We start from the raw sequence: 23,761 nt of genomic DNA, 5'->3' as shown, positions 1-23,761 counted from the left end.
TCAGTAGGGATTACGCGAAACGCAGGCGCGGCTCAAGCGGGCTTGACCAATGCTTTGGTGGCGGGACTGCCTTGCGGCGTGGGTTGGCCCATCTTGCGCGCATAGGTCCACGTCGGCGTCACGGCATTTCGCGCCACGCAAAACGTTTCTGCATCGCCCAGATAGGCAAAGCCCGCATTGGTCAGGATGCGGGCAGAACTGGGATTGTCTTGAAAGACTTCCGCATAGATGTCGCAGGCCCCTTGCGGGTTGGCACGCAAAATGGCCTCAACCGCGTTCGTGGCGATGCCTGTGTTCCAAAACGCCGGTGCGACCCAATAGCGGATCTCGGATTGGTTGCGATCCAGCTTGAACATCTTGATGACGCCCATAACCTCAGCGTGGCCATTTGAAGACCCATCGATCGCCCAGAAATCTTCAGTGCGTTTTGGATCCGACGCCCGCTCAATCAGATTGGCGATGTATTCGGGTGGCAATGGATGCGGAATCACACGCGTCATGTTCGCCACACGCATGTCTGACAGATGCATATTGAGCAAACCACCGTCGGATTTGTTGAAGGGGCGCAACGTAAATCGCGGGGTTGCGATCACGGGCTGTGGAACGCGCTGGTCGGCTACAGTCATTGGGGTGTTCCTTGCAAAGGGGCGCCATGAAAAAACGATTGGCCGAATAATGCGTAGACAACCGAGGCAACGGTTAAACCCGCCAGCGTCCACATCAGATATTTCTCTCCGGGTTTTCCGGCCAAGCCTGCTGCGATCCACTGACCGGCGTAGGTCCAGATCGGGTGCAGCAGCAATTGCAGTACCAATAGACAGATGGCGATGGTGGCTGTGGCTTGCAAGGGGGGCGTCCCCGCAATCACGAAGGTCGTGAACCCCGTAGTGATCATGCCCCATGCCTTGGGGTTCAGTGGGTGTACTATAAGGCCTGCCAAGAATCCAGGTGGCGGACCATCAGCCTCCCCGACCTTAAGACGCATGCCTGCAACGCGGTAGGCAAGCCACAGAATATAAGCCACCGAAATCCACTTTAGCGATTGAAAAACAAAGGAGTAGTCGTCTTGCAACGCGAGCAGACCAAACCCTAGGGGCCAGATGATCAGCTGTTTGCCAAGTGCGACGCCCGCCACAAACGGCAGGGCACGGCGCAATCCGTATCGCGCCCCTGTCGCCAGCAAGACCATATTGGCCGGACCGGGGGTGCCGACTTGCGCCGTTGCGAATGCGAGAAAGGGTAGAATAGCGACAGACATAGTACCCCTCCTTGTAAAACGGGCTGCGAATAGGAAAAGGGGCCGGTTTGCACCGACCCCTTTAAATTCTTAAGACCTAAAGTTCGGTTACTCGGCTGCCTCGGCAAGCGGAGCCACAGAAATAAAGGTGCGGCCTTTGAAGCCTTTGCGGAAAGTCACGTTGCCCTCAACGACTGCGAAGATCGTATGATCCTTGCCTTCGCCAACGCCCTGACCTGGCCACCATTTGTTGCCACGCTGACGTGCAATAATGTTGCCTGGAATAACGAGCTCGCCACCAAACTTCTTGATGCCAAGACGGCGACCAGCGGAGTCGCGACCGTTACGGGATGAACCGCCTGCTTTTTTATGTGCCATTGGTGTCTCTCCTTATTTCGCGAGGTCGGCAGCTTGCGCCACCCACTCGGGCTTCACTTTAACCGCGTCAAAGGTGTCCACGTCAACCGCGGCCAATGCTGCGTAAGATGTGATGCCAGCCTCAATCAGCTTTTTGGCAGCGGCAGGACCGACGCCTGTGATTGCTGTCAGATCGTCGCTTGCGACAGACGCTTTTTCAGCAGTCGGCTCATTTGCCACAGGCACGGCGGCCTTTGGCGTGGCGGCTTTCGCAGCTTTCTTAGGCTGGGACGCACGTCCTGCGTTTGCTGCAGCTTTCAACGACGACGGTGCGCCTTTGTTAGCGGCACGTTCGATCATGGAGGCGGACATAAAGCCCGTGCCGTTCAGTGCGGCCATAACTCCGGACTTGCCTGCGCCAGTTTCCAAGATGTCACCGATGCGAACCAGTGTCAGTTGCTGACGGTGGCCTTTAGTGCGCTTGGAGGAGTGCTTCCGGCGGCGCTTAACGAAGTTAATCGTCTTGTCGCCTTTGATCTGGTCGATCACTTCGGCCTGCACGCCAGCGTCTGCAACGAGGGGCAAGCCCACGTTGTTGCCAACCATCAGAATTTCATTAAATTGAATCTTATCGCCAGTTTCGGCAGCGATCTTTTCGACGCGCAGTACATCACCTGTGGTGACTCGGTACTGTTTGCCGCCGGTTTTTAGAACCGCAAACATAGTGTCTTCCTTTTTTCATTCGCGTCTCTGGGGTCCCTTATTCCTAAGGCGTTCATCGCTTTCGCGACCCGTGGACAGCGCGCCCATCTAGGGGGCGAATTTTCGCTTATGACCGAACAAATACCTTGCTCGGATGGCGGTTTATCTGTCCATCTGCCCCTCAAGTCAACCCAAAGCGAGGCATCAAACAAGGCAATCGCATGAACAATAACGATGTCGACAAATGTTGTAGAGGCTGATTCGATGGGTGATCTTTACTGTTTTAACGAGGTCATATGCCATGCCAACCCCAAGTTCACCTGAGATCCATCCCATTGAATTTCTTACGCATTTTTCAGATATAAGCGATTCACGTCAAGAGGTTAAAGTGACTTACCCTTTGCCGGAAATACTCCTCTTAACCCTATGCGCTGTTTTGTCAGGTGCCAATGACTGGACGGCCATCTCGATATATGGGACCAAGAAACTGGGCTTTTTGAAGCGTTTTCTACCTTTTGCAGACGGGACACCGTCCCATGACCAACTTGGAAACATCTTTGCGGCCTTGGATGCCGAGGCGTTTCAGGCCTGTTTTATCGACTGGGTGGCCTCCCTTAACAAGACGGTGACTGGAGTGGTCGCGATTGATGGGAAAACCTCTCGCCGCAGCCTGGATAAAGCTGGCGGCAAGGCCGCAATTCACATGATCTCGGCCTGGAGTTCGGAATGGAATCTGACGCTGGCGCAACGGCAGGTGGACGGCAAGTCCAACGAGATAACGGCCATACCAGAACTGTTGGAACTGCTCACCCTGAAGGGGGCTATTGTCACCATCGACGCTATGGGATGCCAACGCGAAATCGCCGCGAAGATCATCTCCAAAGAAGCAGACTACATCCTCGCTTTGAAGGGTAATCAGGGCAGCCTACGCAAGGACACAGAATTATTCATGACGGAACAGGCGGCCGTAGATTATGACGACACAACAGTCACTTACCACGAAACGGTAGAGAAGTCTCATGGCCGTATCGAAACAAGGAGGGTCACAGTGTGCACGGATATTGACTGGCTTAAAGCGGACCACAATTGGCCCGGTTTGAAAAGCATCGTTATGGTCCAGTACCACGCCATCCTGCAGGATAAAACGCGCGCCGAAACCCGCTATTACATTTCATCAATGACATCAGATGCTGAACATCACGCCAAAGCCATCCGTGACCACTGGGGAATAGAAAACGGGCTGCATTGGGTCATGGACATGGTGTTTCGCGACGATGAATGCCGTATCCGAAAAGGCAATGCTCCAGCGAATTTTACGACCATAAAACACGCTGCAAGCAACATGCTGCGCTCCGTAAAGGGGAAGCATAGCCTGCGATCAAAGCGCCACATTGCATCATGGGATGATGATTTCCTCGCCGAAATAATTAACACCTAAATCTCATGCGATTCCCCTGAGGCATCAAATGCGCAAACTCACCTTTGTTATCTTATGCCTTGTGGCGGGTTGCACCAGCGACACCAATCATATCGGCAATCTGCTTATGTTGCCAGTTCGCGCGATTGGAAATGCGACCTCGAATGCGGCGTACAATCAGACGCGTGGTCAGGTCGAAATCTTCGTCAAAACCAACCACCCTGCCCTGATCGTTGACATCCAGCGCGGCGGTGGCGTGACCTTAAGTGAAGCGTTTGACATCGCCAATGTGCCCGCTTCAGTTCGCGCGCCGCACACGCTGCAATTGCAATCGGACCTGGCGCTTTACAGCAGCAATCTAGACGCACTGGTCGTGGCGATTATGATGGTGTCGGCATAGCTGCGCCAAAACGCGGCGACGGGCTGTTATACGCCTCCCGGAAGCACCATAATTATTACAATTATACTCCCGCGCCTGAATTGACCTGAGGTTTTCCCCTCAAATCACTTTGTATTCCTTGAGCGATATGACGCGGAAGTTGTCGGTGACGGTGTCGCGGAACTCTGGCCATTTTTCTGGCAGGGTCTTGCGGAAGAAGTCGAAAATGGCCTCTGTGAATTGGTTGAACGTTGCATAGTGCCGATTGTGGGTGACCCATTTGTGCATAACACCCCAAAGACGCTCGATCGGGTTGAGGTGCGGGGCATATGCTGGCAAGAAATGCAACTTCACCCGACGTTCTGGGCTGTCCAGCCATGGCTGTAGTATCTTGGCATGATGATAGCGGGCATTGTCGACAAAGACGTGGATGGCCGTCTTGGTTTGGTTGTTGCGTTCCAACTTTTCCAGCATCTGTCGGGTTGTCTGGGCATTGATCTTCTCGCCTTCCACAAAGGTGAACTGGAAAGTCTCAAGGTCAAGCGCGCCCTGATGTCGCCTTCAGGGCCGTCTTTTGTCCCTTGGGGAACCAACCATGGGCGGGGCGGCTCTGGTGTTCGGGGTGGACAGCGTCCGAAAAGACAACCATCTCATCTGCGGCCAACCCGTTCATCAGGGCCTCATATTTGGCAATAAACGCAGCCTGCTTGGCTTCATCGGCCTGTGCAGGCAGCAATTGTGGTTTCTTATACGCGAACCCCAGGCGGCGCATCAGCTTGGCGGCTCCCGACGTGCTGTAGTTTTGGTCGCACTCGGCTAGAACATAGGCACAGACCTCATCGGCATTGCGGGCAGGCTGCGCGGTGAAATGGGCTCTCACCGCCTGCTCTTGCACGACGGACAAATGACCCTGACGCTGGCTGTAGTCCTTCAGACCGAAAAACGATAGTCCCGCACCGGCAAAGGCAAACCGCCACTCCGTCAAAACTGTCGGGCCAATATCCAAAATCCGGCAAACCGTTCCGGCGTCTTCTCCTGCGTCCAAAAGAAGAAACGCGCGCGCCCGTTTCCAAACAAGGGCGTCAACTTTGCGGCGGCGGCAAAGCGCTTCAAGTGCTATGCGCTGCTCGTCGGATAAGGAGACTGTTTTGTATTGCTTGATCATAAACTCAAAATACAGACTGAACGTAAACATACAGGGAACCCCCTCTTTTTTTGGCATGATCTAAGGTGCGATTATTGCGCGAAGCTGGCGATATGGCTGGCGCGATATGAGGATTTTGATGATGAACAAGACTAGGCGTGGCCGAGGTTCCAAATACACGGATGTTTTCAAGCGACAGCTTGTAGCGGAAAGCCACACTGCTGGCGTGAGTGTTCCAATGGTTGCCAAGAAGCACGGTGTGGGCACCAACCGGATTTATGCATGGCGCAGCGATGGGCGGTTTCAGCCTGACAAATCAGATATAGGCCAGTTCACCCCCGTAGAGATTGCCGATGCGGGTATGGTGGACACGCCTGCGTCATCCGGCACCAGCATCTTACCTGTCCCCCATATTGAGATCACACTTGAGAACGGTCGCAAGCTGAGCGTGAGCGACGGGGTTGATGCTGGCTTTGTGCTGGAACTGGCGCGAGGACTTGCAGCATGATCCCTGTTTTGGGGGATGCGAAGATCTGGCTTGCCGCAGGAGTTACGGATATGCGGCGCGGCTTCAACGGGCTGGCGGCGCAGACCGCGCAGGTTCTTGCAGCTGACCCTTACGCGGGGCATCTATTTTTGTTCCGTGGCCGTCGTGGCGATCAGATCAAGATGATCTGGTGGGATAGTCAGGGCGCGTGCCTGTTTACCAAACGGCTTGAACGTGGACGGTTCGTATGGCCCTCAGTCAAGGAAGGTAAAGTCAGCCTAAGCCGCGCACAGCTTGCGATGCTGATGGAAGGCATAGACTGGCGTATTCTCAAGAAGACATGGCGTCCAAGTATGGTTGGATAGCTGTATGTTTTATAGGACTTCTTGCCTTTGTGGGATTCCCATGATGCCCGAGATTTGGTATGTAATGGCATGAGTAAGACCCCTCCAAATCTGACTAATCTGCCCCCTGAAGTACAGGCATACGTTGCCGCGCAAACAGCGGAATTGTCAGAGCTGAAGCAAGCGTTTCTCGGGTCATCCCTTGGCCATGCGACGGTACAAAAACGCCTCAAGGATGAGATGGCATCAGTGGACGCCGCCCTGAGTGCCGAGCGCACCGCTCATGCGCGGGCCATCCAGAACCGAGACACCATCATCGCCGATCTGCGCCTGCAACTCCACGGTCACAACAAGCACCGCTTTGGCTCAAAGTCGGAAAGCAGTGCACAGCTGGCGCTTGAGTTGATCCTTGAAGAACTTGAGATCGAACAAGCCGTTGAGACAGATGATGAACCCTCTGACGCTGAGGCCAAGCCGCCCCGCACACCGCGCAAGCGCAAACCTTTCCCAAAGGGGCTGAAGCGTGTCCAAAAGACCATCACCCCCAGTGATGCTTGCACCGACTGTGGCGGCAGCTTCAAAGTGCTTGGAACGGATGTGATGGAGGAGTTGGAATATGTCCCGGGACATTACATCGTGAACCAAATTGGCCGCCCGCGTCTGGCCTGCACCTGTTGTGAGGCCGTTGTTCAGGCTGAGATGCCAAGCCGACCCATTCCGAAGAGCTTTGTCGGCCCCGCGCTGATGGCCCACATCCTGTGCTGTAAATACGGCTATCATCTGCCGCTGTATCGCCAGAGCCAGATGTTTGCCAACGAGGGCATTGATCTGAGTGGATCGCTCATGGCGGGATGGGTCGGCAAATGCACCAAACTGCTGGAGCGCGTCTCAGATGCAATCCGCGATCACGTCTTTGAGGCGCAGGCGATCTTCATGGATGACACAACGGTCAAGCTGCTCCAGAAGGGCAATGGCAAAGGAAAGAATAAGACCAAAACCGCGCGACTGTGGGTCTATGCCCGAAAAGAAGACACTTGGGCCAGCGGAGCTCCACCTGCGGTGTGGTACCAGTTCTCCACCAGCCGTGAGGCGGAGCATCCCAGCAAGCATCTCGAAAGCTATGAAGGCTACGCCCATGCGGATGCCTATGCTGGGTATAATGACGCCTACCGCACGGGGCGGGTCAAAGAGATGGCATGCATGGCCCATGTGCGGCGTGAGTTCTTTGACCTTTATGAAAGCACAAAGCTGCCCGTGGCGGGCGAAGCCGTGCTGCGGATTAAAAAGCTCTATGATGTTGAGACACAAGCGCGGTTCCTGCCCCCTGCGGAACGCGTGGCCCTGCGTCAGGAATACGCCAAGCCGATCTTTGATGACCTGGAAGTCTGGCTTAAAGAGCAACTGGGCAAGATCTCTAGCAAGACGCCGCTGGCCAAGGCGATCAAATATGCACTGGCGCGCCTGCCAAAGGCACGGCCCTATCTTGATCACGGCTTTCTTGAGCTGGACAACAACACAGCCGAGCGCGCAGTGCGCCCTGTGGCCGTGGGACGCAAAAACTATCTCTTCATGGGATCAGAAGCAGGCGGCAAATCTGCAGCAATTGCTTATACGTTGATAGAGACCGCCAAGATGAACAAAGTGAATCCCGAAGCCTGGCTCGCATGGGTGCTGGAACGCATCTAGGACCATCAAGCAAACCGTATCAACGATCTCATGCCGTGGGCCTATCAGGACATGATCGATGCTAAAAACGCCGAGGCCGAGGCAAAAGACGCAGCTTGATCAAGGGCAGCGTTGATGCTTACCAATGATCTCGTCTTAAGGACGGTGAGAGCCGCAATAGCGTACTCTGTGTTTGTTATGGGAGAGACTGTCGTTGACCAAAACGCCGAACTGAGACATGATTCAAACGTGTCGAGATACCTCGATGCGACAATGATCTGACGCCAAATCAACCAATCGTTCCGCGCATAGGACGTTATCCGTAAGAATGGTGCGAATGTGCAGCGGACACGCGCGCTCAAGGTCACGCAGGAAACGTCGGGCATTGGCGGCCGTTTTGTTGCTATAGATACCAATGAACATCCACCGCGTGGCGCGATCGATGGCGACAAACAGATACCGGCGTGATGTCTGATCCGCCATTTGCGGCAGATATTTAACGTCAATGTGCAGGTAGCCCGGCGCATAGGCCTTGAAGGCGCTGTGCTTCGGCCTTGCCTCTTTGACCTTCAGCTCGCGCAGATTGCCCACCCCATGTCGACGCAAGCATCGACCCAAGCCCGAGCGTGAAACGTTCGGATTCAGAAACTCCCGGACCACTGCAAGAAAGTCATCAAGTGACACCAAAAGCGTCTTACGCAACGCCACCGCAACAACCTCCTGCGCTGGCGTGAGCGTCGTCTGCAAGCGATGTGGTGTGTGACTGCGGTCTTCGACGCTGTCGCGGTGACGCCACTTCAAAACAGTCTGCTCAGAAATGCCAAAGCGTTCACCCACCATCCAGGCCGGATCGGCACTGGCTTGAATGGCCGCTCTAATCTTCGGTGTTGTCGTCGCTTGGCTCTGCAGTCGAACGAGCGTCACGTTTCTCCTTCCGAATGTCCTCTAAAACCGACCTTGCCATGAAAAAGGCCGAACGCCGAGGATCAATGTGATCATCCGGGATGGAACACCTAATGAATAACGGTTGCTCAACAAAGCTATTCACTCAGTCGCCGTAAATTTGAAGGTAATTTGCACGAAATTTTATTTCGCGGAATGCGCATTAATTGACACAAAGTGTAAATGTTTTCACGGAGTGTGCGATCACTTGCTTGGAAAGCTGGCGCGCAAACCTGGATAAAACTTATGTTTACAAAGGCATAACTAAACGTTCAGCGCTTTTTTGTAGGTTAAGTGTCGGAAATGAATTTTTTCTGGAGCGGGCGGCGGGAATCGAACCCGCATCTCCAGTTTGGAAAACTGGGGTCTTAACCATTACACAACGCCCGCTTACAATATGGTGTATATTTCATGGACTTAAGGGCGTCAAGACATCGATGGGCAACGTTTCGCTAACAAGCACAAACGACTGCAATAAACAGCCCAGGCCGCACCTTAACGATCTACTTAAATGCTTCAGTGCAGCTTCGCCAATCCGGCCATTCGCGGCTAGTCCCCTGAGCGGTTTTCAAACTGAAACGCCAGCTGGCGTTTGATAGTGAGGTGGGACAACGGCATGCCCAGAACGTCTTCTGCCCTCAATATGACTGTGGCTGAGGCACGCGCGTCTTCCCCAGCGTCATGGTGATGAAACTCAAGCCCAAGGTGCTTTTTGAGGTTTGCAAGACCATGCCCGCCGGCTCCTTTCAACGCGGGCCATGCCTGACGGGCAACTGTGACGCTGTTGGTCCAATGTGACGTTATCATTGGCAAGCCATACCGCGCGCAAGCGGATGTTAAGGCCTTTTCATCAAATGTGCTGTGCTGAACGAGGCTGTGTGTGTTCAAAAGGTCAAACAAAGCCGCATAGACCTCTGGAAATGTTCCGGCGCCCGCAACAGTATCGGATGAAATCCCATGCAGTTCGGTGTTGAACGGCTCAAATGGTTCCTCGGGTTCGATCAATACTGAATAGGTCTGAACAGCCCCTGTGTTGCTGACAAAGCAAAGCCCGATCTGGCATATGCCGGCGATCGTTTTACCCGCTGTTTCGACGTCCAATGCGATAAAACGAAAAGGCCCTGCAGGCGGCGTCTTGAGATGTCCAAATCTGTTCAACACGTCCACCATTCGCTGTCCTACGCTTGTGAAACTATCTTACCCCGCGCTGCGATGCATCTTGTCCGTCGCGATCTTTTGCACGTCGGATCTAATGAATGTGGGGCGTCACAAAGCATTTCATTTCTTTGGATACTGTACAGACAAGTCAACTACGCGGCATTTTTCCATTTGATCGGGGTCACGTAAACGATGCGATCGTCTACGCCGACCATGACTTCACCATCCTGAATATTTACCTGCACCTTCATCGAGCGATTTGCCAGCTCGCCAAGATCACGGGTCTCTTCTTGCAAAAAATTCATGACCTGAAGATTATCAAAACGAGTAGTGTTGTTTTTGAGCTTTTCCCACCACATCTCAGCGGTCCTGCCACCGTAACTATAGACGATCACCTTGCTGGCTTTGCCACAGGACTGACGCACAACCTTCTCGCTCGGAAGGCCCAGAGCCACCCACAATTCCAGCTCGCCACTCAGGCTTTTCTGCCAAATGTCCGGCTCATCATCCGTTGAAAGACCCTTGGTCATTTCCAGTTGCTCATGGGCATTCAGGGAAAAGGCGAGGATACGCACCATCAGTCTTTCATCCGTCTCTGAGGGATGTTTTGCCACAGTTAGTTTGTGAGTCTCATAATAATGGCGATCCATATCGGAGACGGAAAGCTCAACTTTGTAGATGGTAGCTTTTTGCGCCATGACATGCTCCAGAATTGTGAAGATAGTCGTGCCTAATGCGTCTGGTGACTTTCCGAAAGCACTTTAAAAGTTTGCGTATACTTGGCGAGACACTAGGTATGGACAAGTTGTGTGACTTGCAGGTGCTGGATGGTTGGTTCGTTTGAGGTAACTACATTCAAGGCCAAAGCTAAAGCATCGCGTACATTGAAATCACGACCCCAACAGATATGATCCACGATCACGCTGCGCGGGTCCGGTCGTTAGAAATTGTCGGCGATGTCTTGACCCAACTGCTTGCGCATAAAAAGGTGGCCTAATCCTGCGTGCGGGTTTCGACACTTCCGGCCCATTGCGGTCATTGGCTGGTCGTTGGGCATGATGCGGTGCGGCCCGTTAGACCGGACTTTCGCCGCGTCTGCAAAGTAACGTGACCAGTGAAACGTTCTGAAGGGTACTTTCTTTCGCTCACTCAAACTGACAAACTTGAACCATGTCAAAAAAGACTTTGAACACAGATAACCTTGAAGCTCTTGGTGCTAAAAAATTGGCGGACCTCTTGATCGAGGTGAGCACCGGCAGTGCGGACATCAAACGTCGTCTGCGATTGGAATTAAGCCACAATCTGGGTGCGTCAGAGCTTGTGCATGCAATCCGAAAACGCCTTGTGACATTGCGAAAATCAAACAGTTTTGTAGGCTGGCACAAACGTAAAGCTTTGATCAAAGATATTGATACACAAGTGGTAATGATCGTTGAAAAAATCGCGCCAGAGGACCCATCGTCTGCGTTTGAGTTGCTTTGGCAATTTATCGAAATTGCCCCATCTATCTATGAACGCGTTGACGATAGCCGGGGCGATGTTGGCGATGTTTTCCGATCCGCTATTTTGCATTTTGAAGCTATCGCACCTTTGGCGTTGTTGAGCGTTGATGCTCTGGCTGCGCAGGTTTGGAATGTCATCCAAGACAACGGGTACGGGGAATGGGACGGGATAATTGGAATTCTCTCGGACACGCTTGGGGCGAGCGGCTTAGATCAGCTAAGGCAGCACGTCGAAGATTTCGCGGCTCAGTCAATTGATGTTGAAGCCGAACAGCACGATGCAATATTGTTCCTCCGGGAGTTGCGCGGGGGCCATGCTGATTATGCCGCTGAGCGTAAAGAACGGTTCGTTCAGTCCTGCCTTCAGGAAATCGCAGCGGCGGCAGGTGATACGCACGCCTATGTCGCGCAATACACGCCAAATGATCTGAGACACAAAGATGTCGCTGCCGAGGTCGCACTGCTATTTATTAAAGAAGGCCGCACTGATGACGCATTGACGCTTTTGGATGATGTGGAACAAGACGGGCGCGACTTTGGGCAAGAGGCGTGGAACCACAGTTACCTCGCTACTCTCGAAGCATTGGGGCGTACCAAAGATGCGCAAGCACACCGCTGGTCTTGCTTTATAAAGACGCTCGATCAACCTCATTTGCGTACCTATATTAAAGGTCTTCCCGACTTTGAGGATGTTGAGGCAGAAGAAAAGGCAAGAGCACACGTTCTGGACTATCCGAGTTTTTCCACAGCATTGTCCTTTTTTCTAGAATGGCCCGACTTGCTGTCTGCTGCCCAACTGATTGAAAACCGATCGGATGAGGTCGACGGTAATCGCTATGATATATTGACGCCTGCTGCCGAAGCTCTGCGAGAACGCCACCCGCTACCTGCGGTTCTGTTGTGGCGTGCGATGATCGACTATTCCTTAGGTGAGGGACGTTCGTCACGCTACGGTCATGCGGCGGATCATCTGATGGACTGTTCAGCCCTTGAAGGTGCCATCCAAGACTATGGCACATTCGAATCCCACGCCGACTATTTTCAAACGCTCCGCATGGCTCATGATCGTAAAACGTCGTTTTGGGTCAAATTAAAATAGGTGTAGATCAAACCATCAACGCGAACGGCCCCAACCGGCCGTTCAACCATAAAAGACAATGCTGTGGCGCGGCCCGTCATTGCAGCCATTCGTGCAGAGCGCAGCATTTAATCAGAATCAACCGTCGGTGTGCAGACGGACCAAAACTTCCGTCCTCGAACCATTTCGGTAGGGTTTTCCCATTCTGTCTTAATTCGTGCGAGACTGGTCGCATTTTCTCGCGATTGGGAGCCGAACCGCTGCTACGCCTGATAAGCGCCCAAGACTCGAACACCGATTAAAAGGAAGTTTGCCATGATCCTCTATCCAATGATTGAACTGCTTGATGGCCGATGTGTTAGCCTATTTCGCGGTCGTACTGAGGAGCCCCAGATCTGGCACCTCGATCCAGTAGAAAAAGCGAAGAGTTTCGTCGAAGCTGGCGCGCAATGGCTACATATCACTGATTTTGATGCTATGTCGGGCGATGAACGCAACGCTGATCTCATCCGCGAGATCATTCTTACGGCAGGCATTCAAGTGCAATTGGGTGGTGGCTTTCGAAGCTTGGAACGCATCGCTTACTGGATCGACCAAGGTGTCGGGCGCATCGTTGTCGGCACTCTGGCCTTGCTTCAGTCCGACATCGTTAAAGAAGCCGCAAAGCTTTTTCCCGATCAGATCGTGCTCGCGGTTGATGTCTATGAGGGGGTCGTAGTTAGCGATGGTTGGCGAGAGAAAAGTTCCTTTACGCCTTCTGCATTTCTCAAAGCATTTGAAAATGTTCCTTTCGCGGCGATCATCGTGACCGATATTGATGCAGACATTGGTGATGCCGAGGACAGTGTTGCCTTGATCACGCAACTCGCTAGCGAAACGCGGACACCGGTGATCGCAAGGGGACTGGCGCGAACGCTTGATGACCTGTCGAGGCTGAAGTACGTGCCGTTTGTCTCAGGGGTCTTAATTGGGCGCGCCTTGTTTGATCGCAGTATCGATATCGAGGTTGCGATGGAAGTTTTCAAACCCGATGGAGAGGTTCAGGCGAAATTCATCTGAGGTGATTTTGGCGGCTTGACGACTTGTTGCAAGATCAGCCTTCGTACGTTTAAAACCCCAATGGATGAGCTTTTTTTCATGCCGCAAACGGCCCCTTGCTGCCGTTGGCCCAAGGTTCAAGATGCTGCGGTCGCAGCCCGCATAGCAGTCATTCGCCGCAACCGCGAAACCAAGTGATGTCTGAATTCACACTGTGCGGACAATGCAGACCCTTGCAGTTGCGGCTATCGCTGGCGCAGCATTTTCTTGCAGGTGCAGCAAGTCGGTTGCTACAATGCACCATAGCAGTCATTAAAATACGATCTCGGGTATCAAATCCAAACAACGCTTTTGGTGCGAGCGGGTCGAACAATCTGGTTACACAACAAGCGGCCCTTATTGTTCTGCTCATTTGCCACGCAGGCTATAGTTCATATGCTCGTTACTTTCTGGTCAAGGCTACTGTCGCGCATCTTATGGACGAATACCGTCTTGTTATTTAATTGGCGTATTCTCCAGAATCACGCTGTCATGCAGTCTGCGATCATTTATCCGTTTGACGCGTCTGTGCTAACAATTTAGCAATGCTGTTAATATCTGTTGGGGCGCCCTGATCCGGGCTGAGATGCACAAGCTGCGAACCCATTGAACCTGAACCGGTTAGGACCGGCGGAGGGAACAGCTTGCGGACCTCGCATCCGTTATGGCCTGCGCCCTTTCCCATCCTGATCCCTGAACCAAGGGGCTATGACATGGCAGCTAAGGCGTTAACGATTGCCGGGTCCGATTCTGGCGGCGGGGCTGGTATTCAGGCCGATCTTAAGGCCTTTTCGGCAATGGGTGTTTATGGTGCTTCCGTTGTGACGGCGGTTACGGCACAGAACACCAAAGCTGTTACCGCCATTCATCCGATCCCGGACGACATTGTTGCCGCACAGATCAAAGCCGTTCTGGATGACATCCAGATTGACGTGGTCAAGATCGGGATGCTGGGGACACCGTCGCTGATTGCAGCGGTGGCGGATGCACTGGCGGGTTACGCCGGGCCGGTTGTGCTTGATCCCGTGATGGTTGCTAAATCAGGCGATACGTTGCTGGCCGATAGTGCGATAGATGCGTTGAAATCTATTTTTTTCGCACGCGCGACACTGCTTACCCCCAACCTACCCGAAGCTTTGAAACTGGTGGGCGAGGGCAGCACGCAAGCGCAGGCGAAGGCCCTTTTGGACCTTGGCGTCGGTGCGGTTTTGATGAAAGGCGGACATGCAGACGGCGAGATCTGCACCGATCATTTTGTGTCGCGAACGGGAACGCAGGACTTTTCGGCCCTACGTGTGAACACCCGCAACACCCACGGCACGGGATGTTCCTATTCCTCTGCAATCGCTGCGGGCCTGGCGCGGGGTATGGCGTTGAGCGATGCGGTAGGCCATGCGCACACATGGCTACATCAGGCGATCTTGCATGCGGATGAATTGCACGTTGGACAAGGTCACGGGCCTGTGCACCACTTTCACGCGCTTTGGAAATGAGCGACCTTTTCACGATCATTGGCGGCGGCGTGTGTGGCCTTGCCATGGCCGCAGAACTGTCGTCACGCGGCGCGCAGGTCACAGTCATTGATCCCAAAGGTGCGCCCGGCGATCACGCCTGTTCTTGGTGGGCAGGCGGCATGCTGGCCCCCGATTGCGAAGGGGTGAGCGCAGAGCCCGAGATTGTGCGCCAAGGCCGCAAAGCTGCCAGTTGGTGGAAAAGCCACGGAGGAATTGTGCATCACGCGGGCACAATTGTTGTCGCCCTTAACCGCGATCAAAGCGATCTGGCAACCTTTGCGCGCCGTGCGCCGACCGCGACATCCCTGTCCAAAACGCAGATCGCTGAGCACGAGCCGCATCTGGCTGAGCGTTTTTCCAAGGCGCTGTTTTTAGCAGATGAGGGGCATCTTGACCCCCGCGCGACCCTGACCGCGCTGCATGCGCGGCTGGATCAAAAGGGTGTCCGTTTTGGTGGTGACATCAAAGGGCAGGTAATTGACTGCCGTGGCCTTGCTGCGCGTGATACTCTCACAGATTTGCGCGGCGTGAAGGGCGAGATGCTTGTGGTCCGCTGCCCCGACGTGACGCTGTCGCGCCCTGTGAGACTGCTTCATCCGCGGTTTCCGCTATATATCGTGCCGCGTGGCGACGATGTGTTCATGTTGGGCGCGACCCAGATCGAAACCGGCGAACGCGGACGTGCCACCCTGCGATCCGTGATGGAGCTGATGAATGCCGCCTACGCCCTGCACCCCGCTTTTGGCGAGGCGGAGCTGTTGGAGATTGGCGTCGATGCACGCCCTGCCTTTCCCGACAACCAACCGCGCATTCGGCGGATTGGGGATGTGATTTACGCAAATGGCCTGTTTCGGCACGGTTTTCTGCTTGCACCTGCATTGGCGCAGATGACGGCTGACCTGTTGCTGAAAGGCAAAATACCGGAGGTTTGGTATGAAGATCATCGTGAACGGTGAAGCACATGAGATCGGTGCGCCCACACTGGCCGCGCTCTTGGATGACCTGGGTAAAGGCGAGGCCAAGGTGGCCACTTCGGTCAACGAGGCCTTTGTGTCCAAGCAACAGCGTGCAGACCATGCTTTGCAAGACGGGGACCGCGTCGAAATCATAGCCCCCCGACAAGGAGGATAGAATGCCCACTTTCTACAGCACCGAAGTGACATCCAGGCTGATGTTGGGCACCGCACAATATCCGTCGCCCGCGATTCTGGCGGAGGCCTTTCGCCGTTCGGGCGCAGGCATTGCCACGGTCTCTGTGCGGCGCGAGGCGGGCGGCGATCAGGCGGGGCAGGACTTCTGGGCGTTGATCAGGGACCTTGGTGTTGCCGTGCTTCCCAACACCGCAGGCTGTTATTCAGCGCGCGAGGCCGTGACCACAGCCCAGATGGCCCGCGAGCTGTTCGATACCAACTGGATCAAGCTGGAGGTGATCGGCCACGCCGATACCCTGCAACCCGATCCCTTCGGTCTGGTTGACGCTGCCGCACAATTGGCCGAGGACGGGTTCGAAGTCTTTCCCTATTGCACCGAAGATCTGGTGCTTTGCGAGCGGCTGGTTGAGGTCGGCTGCAAAGTCTTGATGCCGTGGGGCGCACCCATTGGCACGGGGCTGGGGCTGAACAATATCTACGGTTTGCGCAGCTTGCGTGCGCATTTCCCTGATATTCCTTTGGTCGTGGATGCAGGTCTGGGCCTGCCCTCGCACGCAGCCCAAGCGATGGAAATGGGCTATGACGCAGTCCTGTTGAACACTGCCGTTGCAAAGGCGGGCAACCCTGTAGCGATGGCGCGCGCGTTCGCTCTGGCGGTAGAAGCAGGCGCGCTGGCCGCGGGTGCCGACCCCATGGATGCCCGCGACATGGCTGCCCCTTCCACGCCCGTCTTTGGAAAGGCGATGCTATGACACTGCCCCGCTTTTACCCGATTTTTGATGACGTGGCGTGGCTGCGGCGCGTGTTGCCTTTGGGAGCCAAGCTTGTGCAACTGCGCATCAAAAACCAGCCGCAAGACGCGCTGCGCGCTCAACTGACCGAAGGCCGCGATTTGTGCCATGCCCATGGTGCAATGCTGGTGGTCAATGACCATTGGCAGCTGGCAATTGATTTGGGCTGTGACTGGGTCCATCTGGGACAGGAGGATCTTGACGAGGCGGACGTGGCTGCGATCCGTGCGGCGGGTCTCAAGCTTGGGATTTCGACCCATGACAAGGCCGAACTTGCCCGCGCACTGGCGCTGAACCCTGATTACATCGCACTTGGCCCGATCTATCCAACCATCCTGAAAAAGATGAACTGGCATCAGCAGGGCATTGAGAAACTCTGCGTGTGGAAAGACCTCGTGGGCGATATCCCCCTCGTTGCGATTGGTGGGATGAGTACGGACCGCGCACCGGGGGCGTTTGATGCCGGGGCGGATGTTGTCTCGGCCGTCACGGACATCACGCTTCACGACGATCCAGAGGGTCGCGTCAGGGAATGGCTAAAGGTCTGCGGATGAGCCGCTACGCCCGCCAAACTGCGGTGCTGGGAAGTGCTGCGCAAGATCAGTTGGCAAGGGCGTCTGTCCTTGTCATCGGTGGCGGCGGACTGGCCGCGCCTGTGATGCAATACCTCGTGGGCGCGGGTGTCGGGCAAATCCGAATTGCGGATGCAGATGTCATAAGCCTGTCCAACCTGCACCGTCAAACGCTGTTTCGCGAGGCTGATATTGGCTTGCCAAAGGTCGATGTGATCGCGAGTGCGATGACCGCATTGAACCCTGACACCACCATTGAACCTGTTCACCAGCGCGTCGATCCGTCCAGCATTGCGGCCCTTTGCGTGGGCATGTCGCTGATCCTTGATTGCGCCGACAGTTTCGCGGTCAGCTATGTGGCGTCCGATCATTGCCTTGAAACTGGCCAACCGCTGATCAGCGCCAGCGTGGTGGGCCGCGACGGCTATGTGGGTGGCTTTTGCGGTGGCAAACCTGGGCTGCGTGCGGTGTTCCCCGATCTGCCAGACCAGCTGGGATCGTGCGATACCGATGGCGTGCTGGGGCCAAGTGTAGGTGTGATCGGTAGCCTTCAGGCACAAATGGCGATGGCGATCATGACGGGCGATATGCAAAGCTTGGGACAGCTTGTGACCTATGACGCGTGGGCGCTGCGGTTTGGCGGGTTCCGCTTTGATACGGCACCTGACCCTGCGCCCAGCCCCGCCTTTATCGCCCTGCGCGACATCGCCGCAACTGATTTTCTGATCGACCTGCGCGCGACAGGAGAACAGGGGCCTGACCTGCCACATGCAACACGCCATGTCGTGTCCGACTTTGGACCACATGGCCCTACACCACACGAGAACCAACGTGCCGTTCTGGCCTGTCGGTCGGGCCTGCGTGCCTGGCAGGCGGCAGAGCGACTTTCACAACACTGGCAGGGCGAGATCAAACTTCTCGCTCTCGGAGGGTAAGGAGACCCATATGAAATACCTCATCACAGCAGCGGCAATATTGATCGCAACACCAGCCTTGGCGCAAGACAAGATGACCTTGCTATTGGACTGGTTTATCAACCCCGATCACGGGCCAATCATCGTGGCTGAAGAGCTGGGCTATTTCGCCGATCAAGGGCTTGAAGTCGAGATCATCGCCCCTGCCGATCCGTCCGCCCCGCCTAAACTGGTCGCAGCCGGCCGAGGCGATATTGCTATCAGCTATCAACCCAGCCAGCATTTGCATGTCGCGGAAGGTCTGCCACTTATTCGGGTGGGCACTTTGGTGGCGACACCACTGAACTGTCTATTGGTTCTCAAAGACGGCCCTATTCAGGAGATCAGCCAACTGAAAGGTGGCACAATCGGCTTTTCCGTGGCCGGTGTCGAAGAAGCCGTTTTATCGACAATGCTGGGTCGCCACGGTGTCACGCTGGATGATGTCGAGATGGTCAATGTGAACTTCTCGCTCAGTCCGTCTTTGATGTCGGGACAGGTCGATGCGGTTATCGGTGCGTACCGGAATTTTGAGTTGAACCAGATGGAAATCGAGGGCGTTGAAGGTCGCTGTTTCTATGTCGAGGAAGAAGGCGTGCCGACCTATGATGAATTGATCTACGTGGCGAACCCCGACCGGATGGACATTGATCAGGTCCGCCGTTTCCTGCGTGCGACAGAACTGGCAACGCAATACATCGTCAATAACCCGCAAGCATCTTGGGAGCTGTTCAAAGGCTACGCGCCTGAACTGGACGACGAACTGAACGCCAAGGCTTGGGTTGACACGCTGCCCCGCTTTGCCTTGCGCCCTGAAGCGCTGGATGAAGGGCGATATACAAGGTTTGAGGCGTTTTTGGCCGAGAGTGGTCTGGTCGAGGGCACGCGCCCAGTCTCAGCACTTGCCGTCGATCTGGGTGCAGAATGACCTACGGTAACATCTTCGCGGCTTGGCGGGATAACACCCCCGTCTGGCTCGCCTATACCCGTCACGCGTTTGTGCAGGGCTTGGGTGACGGCACGCTGCCGCACGCCGCCTTCCTGCATTACCTCAAACAGGATTACGTCTTTCTGATCCACTTTTCTCGCGCTTGGGCCTTGGCGATCACCAAGGCTGATACGGTCGCGGAAATGCGTTTGGCTGCGAGCACAGTGAACGGGTTGATCAACGAGGAAATCGCGTTGCACATCAAGGCGTGTGCCGAAGCTGGCATTGATGAGGCAACGCTGTTTGCTACGCAGGAACGACAAGAAAATCTCGCCTATACCCGCTATGTTTTGGACGCGGGTCATTCCGGCGATCTGTTGGACCTGTTGGCAGCCTTGGCTCCTTGCGTTATGGGCTACGGCGAAATTGGCAGTCATTTGGCCGCAACCAAGACCTCGGACACCTGCGCAGAGTGGATCAACACCTACGCAAGCGCCGACTATCAGCAGGTTTGCCACGATGTGGGTCTGCTTATAGACGGGGCCGTTGCGCGGCGCTTGGGTGATGATCCGAAAGGCAGCCCGCGTTGGACTGCCCTTCAGGCGCGGTTTGCGATGGCCACTCAATTGGAAGTCGGGTTTTGGGACATGGGGCTGGATCCTTGAACCAACCCTTGCGGATGACAGGATCGGCGACGATTGACGGGACGCCGATCTTTTCCCAGCTGGACTTGACCCTGAAACCGCACAGCTGGACCTGCCTTTTGGGGGCGAGTGGTGTGGGCAAATCCACGGTGCTGCGCCTCTTTGCGAGTCTGGCCGAGGGCGTCACTTTTGACGGGGTCCTCAGCGATACCGGACGCGTCGCGATGATGGCGCAGCAAGATTTACTGATGCCGTGGCTCAGCGTGTTGGACAATGTCATGCTGGGCGCGCGCGTGCGGGGGGAGCGTCCGGACAAAGACCGCGCCTGCGAGAGGCTGGTGCAAGTCGGCTTGGTGGACCATGCTGACAAATTACCCGCCGCCCTGTCTGGCGGCCAACGTCAACGGGTGGCATTGGCCCGCACATTGATGGAGGACCGCGCGGTTGTGTTGCTGGATGAACCGTTTTCAGCGCTTGACGCGCTGACCCGTGCGCAGATGCAGGAACTGACGGCAGACCTGTTGACGGGTCGCACAGTGTTGCTGGTCACCCATGACCCGAACGAGGCCGCGCGATTGGGTCAGAAAATTCTGATCATGACGCCATCAGGACTTGTCGAGGTTGCCGCCCCATTCACCCCCATCCCGCGCGACATCCACGCACCAGATGTGCTGCGCACGCAGACAGATCTGTTTGATCAACTTCGGAGACCGATATGAGCGCCACACAACATCTGCAATCGCTTGTCGAAGAGGACTGGCACGCCGCTACGCATCATGCGTTCACCAATGCCTTGGCTCATGGGACCCTAAGCCGTGACAAGATGGCGGGATATTTGCAACAGGACTACCAGTTTATTGAAGGGTTTGTACGGCTTTTGGCTTCCGCCGTGGCCCATGCGCCCACATTGGCCGATGCCGTGCCCGGCGCGCAATTTCTGGGTTTGATCTGTGGCCCGGAAAACACCTATTTCCTACGATGTTTACAAGCGCTCGAGGTCCCGCCGACCGCGCCCGCAGCACCCGAGACGATCGCGTTCCAACAGCTGATGAATCAAGCCTGTCGCTCGGGTCGCTACGAGATCATGCTATCGGTTCTGGTCGTCGCCGAATGGATTTATCTTGATTGGGCCTCCCCGTTTGAGGACCGCGCCCACGACCTGCCGTTTTGGCTGGGGGAGTGGATAACCCTGCATTCAGGCGACGGTTTTGCGCAGGTCGTGGCCTATTTGCGCAATCAACTGGATACCGCTTGGGACACGCTGGATCACGACGCACGCACGCAGGTCACCGCGACCTTCGCTGAGGCCGTACGGTTGGAGCGCGTGTTTTTTGACGCGTCTTGGGCTGGTTTTGCGGTTGCAAAATGACCGGTTGGCGGGCAGGCATAGCGGCGACGTGTCTGGTGTTGGTGCTTTGGCAAACGGTGATCTGGACCACAGGTGTTGCCCGTTTCATCCTGCCTCCCCCTGTATCGGTCGCGCAAACAATCTGGGAAAGCCGCGCGCTTTTGGCGGAGCACGCGGTTATCACGATGGCCGAAGTGCTCATCGGCCTCGTGTTGGGTGCCGCATTTGGGTTCATGTCGGCCATCGGGCTGGTCGCATCACCAACGGTGCGCGCGCTGGTGCGACCCATCTTGGTCTTCAGCCAAGCAGTGCCAGTGTTTGCATTGGCACCGATCTTGACCCTTTGGCTGGGCTTTGGCCTTTGGTCCAAGATCACGATGACCATAATCATCATCTACTTCCCTGTTACGTCATCATTTTTTGATGCCCTGATGCGCACGAACCGCGACTGGATCGGTTTGGCCAAGGTGATGGGCGCAAGCCCCGCACGGATCATGTGGTATATCCGGGTACCTGCGGCCATGCCGGGCTTTGCATCCGGCCTGCGATTGGCTGCTGTTTATGCGCCAATCGGTGCGATCATCGGCGAATGGGTTGGGGCCTCAAAGGGCTTAGGATATCTGATGCTTTTGGCAAATGGACGCGCCAAAACCGACCTGATGTTTGCGGCCCTGATCGTGCTCGCGGTTCTGACGATCCTGCTGCACTCAGCTGTAAACAGACTGTGCGAAAAAACAATGGACCGTCCGGAGGTCTCGTGACCGGCCCATATTGAAAGCCATTTTCATTGACTGGTCCGATTATGAATGCTGCATATGCGAATATGGAAATGCCAAAGCCACCTTTGCCCGCGCTTTTCGGCTTCATTTCCGCTACAGTTCGCATGAATGACTGGTTTTTCTACCCCGCAGCGGCGTAGAAATTCACGCTGTTGCAGCAACTTCCGTGCTGCGAGCGCGCGCAGCACAAAATCAACAGGTCCGGTGTGGGCTCGGAGCTGCCCTTAGATCGATTGCAGCATTCTTGGTTTCGACCTCTCAATGAATGGCAGCTTTCGCTGGATCGCCCTTGAGCCCGCGTATTTGCAGCGAAAGTCCGCATTCCGCCCTTAATGTAGAAATGTGCATGGCGCAGCATTCGTCACTATCGCCGCCCTTAATGACAAAATGTGAGTGTTACAGCATCGATCACTCCAGCGTCTGAGTCGACCCTTGCTGCACAGAGCACAGGTTTCGCTTGGGGCTGATATAGACCAATGCAGGGCCCTATGACGGCGTCCCTGTCGCATCGCGGCGCACCCGACCAGGGCGCATTTCACCGCATACTCCCACACAAACAGCCTGCTTCTACCCCTGCCCCGTGACGTCAAAACTCTGCGAGCAACCACAGCAATTTCCCACCTTATCCATGATACCGGCTCGCGCTTCAAACGTATCTTCCTGGCCTTTACTCACGCAGCATGCAGGCGCCTTAGGCTGCGGCATTTACGGCATTTGCGGCAAATATCCTCTCAAGGATCATGTAAAGACACGTGGCAACATTCAGAACCAAAAATTGGGAGGTTCAGGCCTGAGCTACATAGACAAATTCACTATTTAAAGACGCTGGTTGAGAGCCAGATTTGCTCCATAACTTGACGTTTTGTTCATTCAACCACACCTGAATGAGGTACCACAGTTCAAAGGAATGCCTCCATGACAACGACGCCATTGCGTATCGATATTATCTCAGACGTCGTCTGTCCGTGGTGCATTGTTGGTTACCGCCAGTTAAAAAGGGCTGCCGAAGCGTCAGGCACGGCCGTAGATATCCATTGGCATCCGTTTGAATTGAACCCTAGCATGCCTGCCGAGGGCCAGAACATGGTCGAGCACATAATGGAAAAATACGGCAGCAGTCAGGCTGAATCACACGCCAACCGTGATCGCCTGACAGCAATCGGTGAAGATCTCGACTTTACGTTTTTATTCGCGGACGACATGCGAATGCATAACACGTTTGACACACACCAATTGCTGCACTGGGCGACGCTTAAGGGCAAAGGCGACGATCTGAAACAGGCGCTATTTATCGCGCACTTCACCCATTGTCGTAATCTATCCGACCCCGATGTACTCGCCGCCATTGCGTCAGAAGTCAGCCTCGAGCGTGCAGAAGCCGAAGCCATTCTGGTCGATCAACGTTTTGCTGACCAAGTTCGCGCAGAAGAGAAATTCTGGACTCAGCAAGGTATCACCGGAGTCCCCGCAATGGTTTTTGACCGCCAGCATTTGGTTACTGGTGCACAGGGGGTCGACAATTACACCAACATTCTGTCCCAACTGACACAGGGCGGCTGCGCAGCAACATAACGGCTATTCCCTGCAATCTT

Annotated in this window: 25 protein-coding genes, 1 tRNA gene, 2 pseudogenes and 1 riboswitch; of the genes and pseudogenes, 19 read left to right on the top strand and 9 right to left on the bottom strand. The window is 55.0% G+C overall.

Going from position 1 to position 23,761, the window contains the following annotated elements; all coding sequences use genetic code 11:
- Positions 1–32: 32 nt before the first annotated feature.
- From OA238_RS10225 to rplU, 4 genes are all read right to left on the bottom strand, one after another.
- Entirely contained in the window at positions 33–626 is a 594-nt protein-coding gene (locus OA238_RS10225) for a GNAT family N-acetyltransferase (RefSeq protein WP_015495101.1), read from the bottom strand.
- Positions 623–1,258: a LysE family translocator gene (locus OA238_RS10220; RefSeq protein WP_015495100.1), complete on the bottom strand. Its 636-nt coding sequence runs from the start codon at positions 1,256–1,258 to the stop codon at positions 623–625. Before OA238_RS10220 ends, OA238_RS10225 begins: the two co-directional genes overlap by 4 nt.
- 87 nt (positions 1,259–1,345) lie before the next feature.
- Positions 1,346–1,615 carry a 50S ribosomal protein L27 gene (gene rpmA / locus OA238_RS10215; RefSeq protein ID WP_015495099.1) on the bottom strand — a complete coding sequence of 90 codons (270 nt, stop codon included), beginning with the start codon at positions 1,613–1,615 and terminating at the stop codon, positions 1,346–1,348.
- Positions 1,616–1,627: 12 nt separating this feature from the next.
- Positions 1,628–2,317 carry a 50S ribosomal protein L21 gene (rplU, locus tag OA238_RS10210; protein WP_015495098.1) on the bottom strand — a complete coding sequence of 230 codons (690 nt, stop codon included), beginning with the start codon at positions 2,315–2,317 and terminating at the stop codon, positions 1,628–1,630.
- Positions 2,318–2,564: 247 nt separating this feature from the next.
- Here rplU and OA238_RS10205 point away from each other — a divergent pair, with 247 nt between their 5' ends.
- Both OA238_RS10205 and OA238_RS10200 read left to right on the top strand, forming a co-directional pair.
- A complete protein-coding gene (locus tag OA238_RS10205; protein ID WP_083906669.1) occupies positions 2,565–3,734 on the top strand; it encodes an ISAs1-like element ISOan1 family transposase in 1,170 nt (389 codons plus the stop codon).
- A 28-nt stretch (positions 3,735–3,762) separates the two neighbouring features.
- A complete protein-coding gene (locus OA238_RS10200; protein ID WP_015495097.1) occupies positions 3,763–4,113 on the top strand; it encodes a hypothetical protein in 351 nt (116 codons plus the stop codon).
- 99 nt (positions 4,114–4,212) lie between these two features.
- Here OA238_RS10200 and OA238_RS30050 read toward each other — a convergent pair.
- A pseudogene (locus tag OA238_RS30050) lies at positions 4,213–5,257 on the bottom strand (IS630 family transposase).
- 118 nt (positions 5,258–5,375) lie between these two features.
- On the opposite strand from OA238_RS30050, the gene OA238_RS10185 reads away from it, so the two are divergent.
- The 3 genes from OA238_RS10185 (at position 5,376) to tnpC (ending at position 7,753) form a co-directional block, all read left to right on the top strand.
- The gene (locus OA238_RS10185) at positions 5,376–5,744 is read left to right on the top strand and encodes a transposase (RefSeq protein ID WP_015495096.1); all 369 of its coding nucleotides are present in this window, start codon (positions 5,376–5,378) and stop codon (positions 5,742–5,744) included.
- Positions 5,741–6,088 carry an IS66 family insertion sequence element accessory protein TnpB gene (gene tnpB / locus OA238_RS10180; protein WP_015494763.1) on the top strand — a complete coding sequence of 116 codons (348 nt, stop codon included), beginning with the start codon at positions 5,741–5,743 and terminating at the stop codon, positions 6,086–6,088. The genes OA238_RS10185 and tnpB overlap by 4 nt, the downstream gene beginning before the upstream one ends.
- Before the next feature lie 69 nt (positions 6,089–6,157).
- The gene (gene tnpC / locus OA238_RS10175; protein WP_245581489.1) at positions 6,158–7,753 is read left to right on the top strand and encodes an IS66 family transposase; all 1,596 of its coding nucleotides are present in this window, start codon (positions 6,158–6,160) and stop codon (positions 7,751–7,753) included.
- Positions 7,754–8,047: 294 nt separating this feature from the next.
- Here tnpC and OA238_RS10170 read toward each other — a convergent pair.
- From OA238_RS10170 to OA238_RS10155, 4 genes and pseudogenes are all read right to left on the bottom strand, one after another.
- Positions 8,048–8,656, bottom strand: a pseudogene (locus OA238_RS10170) (transposase family protein); the annotation flags it as partial.
- Positions 8,657–8,989: 333 nt separating this feature from the next.
- Positions 8,990–9,064: transfer RNA gene (locus OA238_RS10165), tRNA-Gly, on the bottom strand.
- A 159-nt stretch (positions 9,065–9,223) separates the two neighbouring features.
- Complete coding sequence (locus tag OA238_RS10160; RefSeq protein ID WP_015495093.1) at positions 9,224–9,844, bottom strand: exonuclease domain-containing protein; 621 nt, start codon at positions 9,842–9,844, stop codon at positions 9,224–9,226.
- Between the two features lie 140 nt (positions 9,845–9,984).
- A complete protein-coding gene (locus OA238_RS10155) occupies positions 9,985–10,530 on the bottom strand; it encodes a YaeQ family protein (protein WP_015495092.1) in 546 nt (181 codons plus the stop codon).
- A 472-nt stretch (positions 10,531–11,002) separates the two neighbouring features.
- Here OA238_RS10155 and OA238_RS10150 point away from each other — a divergent pair, with 472 nt between their 5' ends.
- The 14 genes from OA238_RS10150 to OA238_RS10085 all read left to right on the top strand — a co-directional run bounded on the left by OA238_RS10150 (position 11,003) and on the right by OA238_RS10085 (position 23,741).
- Entirely contained in the window at positions 11,003–12,433 is a 1,431-nt protein-coding gene (locus OA238_RS10150) for a DUF6880 family protein (RefSeq protein WP_015495091.1), read from the top strand.
- Between the two features lie 294 nt (positions 12,434–12,727).
- On the top strand, positions 12,728–13,471 hold the full coding sequence (locus tag OA238_RS10145) for a 1-(5-phosphoribosyl)-5-[(5-phosphoribosylamino)methylideneamino]imidazole-4-carboxamide isomerase (protein WP_015495090.1): 744 nt from the start codon (positions 12,728–12,730) through the stop codon (positions 13,469–13,471).
- 570 nt (positions 13,472–14,041) lie between these two features.
- Positions 14,042–14,145: riboswitch (TPP riboswitch) on the top strand.
- Between the two features lie 57 nt (positions 14,146–14,202).
- Positions 14,203–14,982, top strand: coding sequence for a bifunctional hydroxymethylpyrimidine kinase/phosphomethylpyrimidine kinase (gene thiD, locus OA238_RS10140; protein WP_044036633.1), 780 nt, complete (start codon positions 14,203–14,205; stop codon positions 14,980–14,982).
- Positions 14,979–15,959: an FAD-dependent oxidoreductase gene (locus OA238_RS10135; protein ID WP_015495088.1), complete on the top strand. Its 981-nt coding sequence runs from the start codon at positions 14,979–14,981 to the stop codon at positions 15,957–15,959. Before thiD ends, OA238_RS10135 begins: the two co-directional genes overlap by 4 nt.
- Positions 15,937–16,134: a sulfur carrier protein ThiS gene (gene thiS / locus OA238_RS10130; protein WP_015495087.1), complete on the top strand. Its 198-nt coding sequence runs from the start codon at positions 15,937–15,939 to the stop codon at positions 16,132–16,134. The genes OA238_RS10135 and thiS overlap by 23 nt, the downstream gene beginning before the upstream one ends.
- Position 16,135: 1 nt before the next feature.
- A complete protein-coding gene (locus tag OA238_RS10125; RefSeq protein WP_015495086.1) occupies positions 16,136–16,906 on the top strand; it encodes a thiazole synthase in 771 nt (256 codons plus the stop codon).
- On the top strand, positions 16,903–17,499 hold the full coding sequence (locus OA238_RS10120; protein WP_015495085.1) for a thiamine phosphate synthase: 597 nt from the start codon (positions 16,903–16,905) through the stop codon (positions 17,497–17,499). Before OA238_RS10125 ends, OA238_RS10120 begins: the two co-directional genes overlap by 4 nt.
- On the top strand, positions 17,478–18,452 hold the full coding sequence (locus OA238_RS10115; protein WP_015495084.1) for a HesA/MoeB/ThiF family protein: 975 nt from the start codon (positions 17,478–17,480) through the stop codon (positions 18,450–18,452). The genes OA238_RS10120 and OA238_RS10115 overlap by 22 nt, the downstream gene beginning before the upstream one ends.
- 10 nt (positions 18,453–18,462) lie before the next feature.
- Positions 18,463–19,398 (top strand): ABC transporter substrate-binding protein, encoded by a 936-nt coding sequence (locus tag OA238_RS10110; protein WP_015495083.1) that lies wholly within the window; start codon positions 18,463–18,465, stop codon positions 19,396–19,398.
- Positions 19,395–20,063 (top strand): TenA family protein, encoded by a 669-nt coding sequence (locus OA238_RS10105; RefSeq protein ID WP_015495082.1) that lies wholly within the window; start codon positions 19,395–19,397, stop codon positions 20,061–20,063. The genes OA238_RS10110 and OA238_RS10105 overlap by 4 nt, the downstream gene beginning before the upstream one ends.
- Positions 20,060–20,761: an ABC transporter ATP-binding protein gene (locus OA238_RS10100; RefSeq protein WP_015495081.1), complete on the top strand. Its 702-nt coding sequence runs from the start codon at positions 20,060–20,062 to the stop codon at positions 20,759–20,761. Before OA238_RS10105 ends, OA238_RS10100 begins: the two co-directional genes overlap by 4 nt.
- Positions 20,758–21,411 carry a TenA family protein gene (locus tag OA238_RS10095; protein WP_015495080.1) on the top strand — a complete coding sequence of 218 codons (654 nt, stop codon included), beginning with the start codon at positions 20,758–20,760 and terminating at the stop codon, positions 21,409–21,411. Before OA238_RS10100 ends, OA238_RS10095 begins: the two co-directional genes overlap by 4 nt.
- Positions 21,408–22,151 (top strand): ABC transporter permease, encoded by a 744-nt coding sequence (locus OA238_RS10090; protein ID WP_015495079.1) that lies wholly within the window; start codon positions 21,408–21,410, stop codon positions 22,149–22,151. The genes OA238_RS10095 and OA238_RS10090 overlap by 4 nt, the downstream gene beginning before the upstream one ends.
- Before the next feature lie 933 nt (positions 22,152–23,084).
- Positions 23,085–23,741, top strand: coding sequence for a DsbA family oxidoreductase (locus OA238_RS10085; RefSeq protein ID WP_015495078.1), 657 nt, complete (start codon positions 23,085–23,087; stop codon positions 23,739–23,741).
- The last annotated feature ends 20 nt before the right edge of the window (positions 23,742–23,761 follow it).

The organism is Octadecabacter arcticus 238 (assembly GCF_000155735.2).
Taxonomy (GTDB): Bacteria; Pseudomonadota; Alphaproteobacteria; order Rhodobacterales; family Rhodobacteraceae; genus Octadecabacter; species Octadecabacter arcticus.
Note: the sequence above shows the minus strand (reverse complement) of the source record. Positions and strands in the feature narration are given on the sequence as shown.